Source organism: Acinetobacter sp. GN11, assembly GCF_054823985.1.
Genome location: NZ_JRVL01000012.1, coordinates 51,802 through 58,163, shown reverse-complemented (window position 1 = coordinate 58,163; position 6,362 = coordinate 51,802). Strand labels below are relative to the sequence as shown.

The 6,362-nt window shown below is 36.5% G+C and carries 8 protein-coding genes; 3 read left to right on the top strand and 5 right to left on the bottom strand.

What is annotated here, in order from left to right:
* The 3 genes from NL42_RS01740 to NL42_RS01730 all read left to right on the top strand — a co-directional run.
* On the top strand, positions 1-326 hold a 326-nt coding region (locus NL42_RS01740; RefSeq protein ID WP_461311534.1), incomplete at its 5' end, for a helix-turn-helix domain-containing protein.
* A gap of 91 nt (positions 327-417) precedes the next feature.
* Entirely contained in the window at positions 418-1,131 is a 714-nt protein-coding gene (locus NL42_RS01735) for an AzlC family ABC transporter permease (protein ID WP_461311533.1), read from the top strand.
* Between the two features lie 4 nt (positions 1,132-1,135).
* Positions 1,136-1,453 (top strand): AzlD domain-containing protein, encoded by a 318-nt coding sequence (locus NL42_RS01730; RefSeq protein WP_461311532.1) that lies wholly within the window; start codon positions 1,136-1,138, stop codon positions 1,451-1,453.
* A 44-nt stretch (positions 1,454-1,497) separates the two neighbouring features.
* Here NL42_RS01730 and NL42_RS01725 read toward each other — a convergent pair whose 3' ends face one another.
* From NL42_RS01725 to NL42_RS01705, 5 genes are all read right to left on the bottom strand, one after another.
* Positions 1,498-1,947 carry an Mpo1 family 2-hydroxy fatty acid dioxygenase gene (locus NL42_RS01725; protein WP_461311531.1) on the bottom strand — a complete coding sequence of 150 codons (450 nt, stop codon included), beginning with the start codon at positions 1,945-1,947 and terminating at the stop codon, positions 1,498-1,500.
* 571 nt (positions 1,948-2,518) lie between these two features.
* Entirely contained in the window at positions 2,519-3,130 is a 612-nt protein-coding gene (locus tag NL42_RS01720; protein WP_461311530.1) for a septal ring lytic transglycosylase RlpA family protein, read from the bottom strand.
* A gap of 289 nt (positions 3,131-3,419) precedes the next feature.
* The gene (gene mltB, locus NL42_RS01715) at positions 3,420-4,421 is read right to left on the bottom strand and encodes a lytic murein transglycosylase B (RefSeq protein ID WP_461311529.1); all 1,002 of its coding nucleotides are present in this window, start codon (positions 4,419-4,421) and stop codon (positions 3,420-3,422) included.
* Positions 4,422-4,440: 19 nt separating this feature from the next.
* Positions 4,441-5,583: a rod shape-determining protein RodA gene (gene rodA, locus NL42_RS01710; RefSeq protein WP_461311528.1), complete on the bottom strand. Its 1,143-nt coding sequence runs from the start codon at positions 5,581-5,583 to the stop codon at positions 4,441-4,443.
* 127 nt (positions 5,584-5,710) lie between these two features.
* A complete protein-coding gene (locus tag NL42_RS01705; RefSeq protein ID WP_016137526.1) occupies positions 5,711-6,361 on the bottom strand; it encodes a hypothetical protein in 651 nt (216 codons plus the stop codon).
* Between the last annotated feature and the right edge of the window lies 1 nt (position 6,362).

The following is a 6,362-nucleotide window of genomic DNA, read 5'->3' as shown; positions in this document are numbered from 1 at the left end:
CAGAAGCATATTCAAAAATATTAAGAGTTAAAGAATTATTAATAGAAATGCCTGAAACGAATTTTTCTTTGCAAGATCTGGCTGATATGGTGGGTCTAAGCGCATGGCATTTCTTAAGACAATTTAAAAAATATGTGGGTTTGCCACCACATGCTTGGCTTGTTCAAGCACGCCTACAGAAAGCAAGACAATTATTAAAACAGGGTAACCAAATTGCGATGGTGGCACAGCAATGTGGCTTTTCTGATCAAAGCCATTTCAATCGTCACTTTAAAAAAGCCATGGGAGTGACGCCCACTCAATATGTAGCTAGTCTAAATAACTAAATTATTAAAAATTATTTACAGCAATTTTATTCAATATAAATCATCTCTCATTGAGCATTTTATAAAGAGGTCTCTTATATTGGGTTTTTATATGAATATTCAGCTTCATCAGTTGGTGGGGTTTTCAAAAAATAAACCACCCTATCTTTTTTTACGCGGTGCAATGGATATTTTACCGTTGTCAATTTCTGTGATTCCGTGGGCAATTTTAGCAGGCTCTATGGCAATTCAGGCAGGTTTATCTTTTTATAAGGCGCTTGCAATGTCAGGAATTGTTTTTGCAGGAGCAGCTCAATTAGTTAGTTTGAGTATGGTGATGGAAGGTGCATCCACTTTTACAATTTATGTGACGATTTTCTTTTTAACGGCTCAGCATTTTATTTATGCATTAACTTTAAGAAATGATATTTCTATTTTGCCTCTTTCAAAGCGCTTAAGTTTGGGTTTTTTATTAACAGATGAATTATTTGCAGTGTGTGCATCTGGTGAAAAAAGGCAGCCAGAATATTTGTTAGGTGCAGGTCTGTCTTTTTATTTATTCTGGGTGGCTTTTAGCTTGGTCGGAATACTTTTGGCAACAGTGATTCCCGATTTACTAAATTATCATTTGGATTTTTCAATTGTGGCTATTTTTATTGCCATGATAGTGCCGCTATGTAAGGGGTTTCCCGTAGTCGCGGGTGTGCTAATGACTTGTTTCAGCGGGTTTTTATTTAAATTCTATCAAGTTGAAGGAGCAATTTTACTTTCAGGATTAATAGGGATGTTGGTTGCTGTGTTAACTGAAAAAATAGCTAAGGAGTAATAAAATGCCTTGGTTCATGATTTTAGGTTTGGCAGCAATCGTCTTTTTTAATCGTTATTATTTTTTAGAACCCAATGTTAAAATTAAAATACCTCTTATTATAAATAAGATGCTTAATTACTCTGCGCCTTGTTTATTAACGGCAATTTGTATTCCAATAGTTTTTTTTGATGGCGATAATTTAAAGGGAATTTTAAATAATCCTTATATTTATGCAGCAATCTTTTGTATTGTAATTTCCATTTATCTAAAAAGAGTACTTTTAAGTGTTATCGCTAGTTTAGTTTTTTTCTATTTTATAAATTTTCTAATAAATCAGTAAAATGTAAAAAGCTGAATCGAGATGATCCAGCTTTAATTTAATCATTAGGAAAGAGCGTGTTTTTGTCTGCTTTTCCATTTAGGTAAGATTTTTCCTAGATAGGCATCCATGCACCAAACTGGTCCAATCAGTAGAAATTGTAAATCTTTAAAGAAAGATGGCTTTTTGCCCTCGATTTTATGGCCATAAAACTGTCCAACCCAAGCAACTACAAAAATAGCGATATAAAATCCGACTCCTACAGGTAGGGTGTAAATGAGCCACGCCATAACAACAAGTAAAGCAGCCATTGCAACAGCAAGTACAAGATCTAAGCGTGCATAAAATACTAAAGTGAGTACAAGTAATAGAGCAGTGAGCAAAGTGCTGAAATGAGCAATGATTCCAATTATGGAAAATAAAATGGCAGGAACGCATAGCCAGTGAATTTGTTTATTGGTTGGGTTCTGATGGCTCTCGCTATATTCATCGAACCATTCTGTAACGGATTTCATTAATGGCACACTCCTTGTTTTAACTTTGATTTATTTTTTCTGAGTGTATTTTAGCCTGTTTTGGAGGAATTCGACAAGAAACCGATAATATTCAACCATAGAAACCTCGCAATAGGTGTTTAAAAAAAGCATGAGAAAAACCTAATGTTTTGGTTATTGAAAAAGTACTCAATGTAGACTTGAGAATGATGCAATTTTTCAGAATATTTTTTATAGGTTACTGGATGATGAAATCATCAAAAAAAGTGTAATTTTGAGATGGGTGGGAAAATTGTATGAAAAAGCTCTACTCATCTACTCTAAAAACGCCATAAATAGCCCTAATTTTATAAAAATGGTACTAGGGTAGCGTAAATTTATTAAAGTCGCTCTAAGCGCAATTTAGAGATGAAATAAGCTTGGAGAAAATAAACATATTTTTTTGTATGAAAAATATGCAAATTTGATGTTGGAGAAGGGGTAAAAAAGAGGATTTTTTTAAGCCTAAGCGAGAAATTATTTTTATAGATTAAAACATAAAAAAGCCGCATAAAGAAATGCGGCTTTTTACATGAACTCTAGAGGCTATAACTTATGAAGTTGGGCCGTCAACACGTTCAATATTTACTTTTGCAGTTCCAGCATTGGTAATACCAAGACGTTTAGCTGCACCGTATGATAGATCAAGTACACGATTACCATGGAAAGGACCACGGTCATTTACTTTTACAACCACACTTTTACCATTGTCTTTATTCGTTACTCGGATGTAACAGTTCAATGGTAGGCTACGGTGAGCAGCAGTGAGCGCATTCATGTCGAATGTTTCACCATTTGCTGTTTTACGACCATGGAATTGGCGGCCATACCATGAAGCCATACCAGTTTGGCTAAACTTACGAACAGTGTTTGAAGCTACTGTGTTAAGTTTTTCAATCACTGAAGGCTCATCTTCAGGGATTTCAATTTTTGCTGCGATAGCTTGACGACGAATTTGGTCGCCAGAACGTTCAGTGATTGAAAGACTGTTAATGTTAGAAAAACGAGAATTAAAATTTTGAGTATCTTTACTCAATACACGAGCTGCTAAATTAGAACCATCTAGATCATTATTCAATGATGAAGATTGCACCATTTCAGCGTGCAATGGGGCCATACCTAAACTAGCCGTCAGTGCAAGAACGTATTTCAGCGATAACTGCATTTGTATAAACTCCTGAGAACATGTACTTTTTTCTTTCAGCGATTGACTGAAATTTAAAGTGAACATGTCTTATTATTCACTTTTGCAATTGCTACATTGGGGTGGATAATATTCATCGCTTACGGAGAGTGTCTAGTCTTTAACGAGAAATCGTTACAAAAAGGGCAAAAACTTACAGTTCTGGGTTAAAAAATAATCAAAAGTGTAACAAAATATTAAATTTGTGTGTATTGTGATCTATTTAACAAAAATATTTATTGACTTTTACATAACTAATAAAAAAGCTAGCCTATCGGCTAGCCACTTCAGTGCCTAATAACCATACAGCAGTAGCATACATACGGCTCTTATTATATGTCGTAATCACTTGAAAATTCGGGTAAGTTAAATAGTAAATTGGGCCGTTATAGTCTTGTAATTGAATAACATTCACCATATCCAGATCATCAACTTTAACTAAAGGATTTAATGGTGAAACCCCTAATGTCTTTAATGCACCATATGGAAAAGGCTGAGTTAAATCTTTAGCAATAACACTTTCCGGATTTGACCCTGTGTAACGCGCCATAAACCCGATAGGTTGATCGCGTTGCCATCCTTGTTTTGCTAAGTAGTTTGCGATTGAACCGATTGCATCTTCTGCAGAGTTTCTTAAATCGATATGTCCATTACCATCGTAATCGACCCCATATTTACTAATATTACTTGGCATAAATTGTGGATAGCCAATTGCACCTGCGTAGGAACCTACAATACTACTTGTTGGGTAACCTTCTTTATAAGTCCATGCAATAAGAGCAGCGAGTTCGTCACCAAAATATTCAGCGCGGCGAGGGTAGCCAAAAGCAAGTGTGGCTAATGCGTCACGCGTAATAAAAGAACCTTTATTTGCGCCATAACCTGTCTCAACACCCAAGATTCCCAAAATGACAGCTTGAGATACACCATATTGTTGTTCAGCGCGGTTTAAAGCATCTGCATATTGGTTTTTAAAACGGACACCACGTTGAATTGTTCCTTCCACCAAAAACATAGAACGATAGTCATACCAAGGTTTGCTTTCACCTGGACGAGTCATAATATTTAGAATGTTTGGTAAATTTTTTGCACCATTCATGGCTGCATCAACTTGATCGCCACTTAACCCGTAAGCGCTCATTGTTTTTTGTTTAAAATTTACATAATCGGGATGTGTGGCAAAATCGTTGGCCTGAGCGAAGTGACTTGTACTGATTAAACCAGTACACAAAGCGAGCATTTTTAAAGTTTTATTTAAGTGTTGAGACAACATATCGTTTTAAAATTCCAGATTATCGATGTGTATGAATGGACATGACTAAACCAAAGGTGGCCATTAAAGTAATAATAGCTGTTCCGCCATAACTCATAAAAGGTAAAGGAACACCTACTACAGGTAAAATACCACTGACCATTCCCGCATTTACAAATACATAAACAAAAAAAGACAAACCAAAGGCGCCAGCAACTAAACGTCCATAGTTATGGAAGCTTTGTAAACCGATTTGGAATGTTCTAAAAATAATAGCAAAATAAAGAATAACTAAAATAAGTACACCGATGAGCCCAAATTCTTCGGAGTAGGCTGCAATAATAAAGTCGGTATGACCTTCGGGTAAAAAATGTAAATGTGATTGGGTACCTTCAAGAAATCCTTTACCTGAAAAACCACCAGAACCAATCGCAGTTTTAGACTGAATAATATTCCAACCTGTACCGAGTGCATCTGCCTCTGGGTCAAGCAATGTTAAAACCCGTTGACGTTGATAGTCGTGTAAAAGAAATTCCCAAGCAATTGGAATAATGACTGCAGCGCACGCTCCTGCGGCACTGATCATACGCCATGATAGTCCGCTTAGAAATAAAACAAATATGCCACTTGCTAGCACTAACACTGATGTCCCTAAATCGGGTTGTTCTGCAATTAGTAAAAAAGGAATACCAATTAACATTAAGGATAAAACAACTTGTGAAAAGCTAGGGGGAAGGGGTTTACGTGCTAAAAACCATGCAACCATCATGGGCATACCGATTTTCATGAACTCACTGGGTTGGACACTTCCGAAACCGGGGATATCAATCCAGCGTTGAGCACCCATTCGGACTTCGCCAAACACCATGACTGCTAAAAGTGAAAATAAGCCAAACAAATAAAAATAGGGTGAAAAAGCTTGATAGACCTTGGGCGGAATTTGGGCTAGACCAAACATCACTAAAAAGCCAATACCAAAACTCATGGCTTGTTTGCTCACTAACCCCACATCCTGTGCAGAAGCACTATATAGTACGGTTAAACCTAATAGCGCATTTAAGAGCAAAAATAGGCATAACCAAGGATCAACATGGAGTTGTTGCCACTTTGATGGTTGCATAGCGGTGCTAAGACCATCTCGAGGAGCTTGGCGTAAAAATTTATATTGTGGGCTAGGGGACATGCGGCGTTAACTAAGGTCAATCAGTGCTTGGCGCATGCTAACATAAACGTGGTTAATGGCAATGTATATCAATATTTTGCAATAAAAAAACCTAGCTTGCGCTAGGTTTCCGATAGTCTATTTTCTATTAGTTAAAGAATAAACCATCATGATATTCAGCCATCGCTTTTAGTTCAGTGCGATTTAAGCTTGGAATCAGTTTATCAATTGCAATGTGAACAGCTTTTGTTACGGCTGCTGCACCAATATCGGCTGCTTTACGCTTAATCATGCCAAGATCTAATGTTTTATTAAAATCAGACATGAAGTGTTTAATCATGGCATCGCCGAATTGTTTGTATAATTCAGCTAAAGCAGCTTTATTAATGTCATTGCCTGCTTCAAGCTCAGTAAAGTTATGCTTAAGGTTAGTCACTAAACCTGCATCTAAATTTACGCCTACTTTATATTGACCTTGTGGGTCTTTAAATAAGCTTTTTTCAGAAAACTCTATTGACTGTTTAACCACATCATTTGGTGCTTTGCTTAACAATTGCTTTAAAAGAACAGCGACAGTTGATTTGACATAACCTGCTAGTTTTTCGGCAGTATCGCGCTTTTCACTTGCAGGAAAATGCTGAACTAACTGAATTAAGACATTATCAATAATCTCTACATTGAGTTGTAAAGCAACCTTATCGCGAAGTGGATATAAAGGTTCGCTAGAATTTTTATTCGCAATTCCAGTTTGTATATCGTTCAACAAGCCTTCAGAAGGGGTAAAACCAAAAAACGGCATG